Below are 569 nucleotides of genomic sequence, written 5' to 3' on the forward strand. Positions count from 1 at the left end.
ACCTACGCCATTAGGGAGTTTCAGTTTATTTCCTTTAACCCAACAGTATTTATCGAATTGTACAAGGCGAATGGAATCATAACCGTCTGATTTTTTCTTAAATCTAGGCATAAGTGGGCGCAACTGAACCTCAGTGCCATCAGCCAATTTAAAAAATTTAGGTTTCTTAGGTTTGCGCTTTTTTTCTTTTAGTCGAGTATGTTCTTTAGGGTTAAAAAACTTCCCCCATGCTGATGCAAGATCACGAACTTTTTGTTGAAGTGACACAGCATTTGAATTTCCATCTAAAAAGCTAAACTGAGGATTCTTTTTCAGTGCTGTTATCTTTTTTACTAGATTCACCGCATTAATGTGTTCATTTTGAGCAAACATTTCAAATGAAATTGCTAATATTTGATTCCAAACAAAGCGTGCAGAGCCAACAAGATTATTTAAAATAACCTCTTGCTCGACATTAGGCTCAAGCCTAAATTTATAAGCTTTGTTGATTTTCATTAATGAGTGTGTATCTGTTAATATGGTGCTGATTTTAACATTCTAGGTATAAGTTTTCAATGAGTGAGATATAT

At 34.1% G+C, this 569-nt stretch carries 1 protein-coding gene; it reads right to left on the reverse strand.

Annotation, left to right across the window (positions count from 1 at the left end; all coding sequences use genetic code 11):
• Window positions 1-495: helix-turn-helix domain-containing protein (locus tag G5T77_RS16615; RefSeq protein ID WP_166139640.1), on the reverse strand; the 495-nt coding region annotated here is incomplete at its 3' end.
• Window positions 496-569: the final 74 nt, after the last annotated feature.

The organism is Acinetobacter sp. GFQ9D191M (assembly GCF_011174875.1).
Taxonomy (GTDB): Bacteria; Pseudomonadota; Gammaproteobacteria; order Pseudomonadales; family Moraxellaceae; genus Acinetobacter.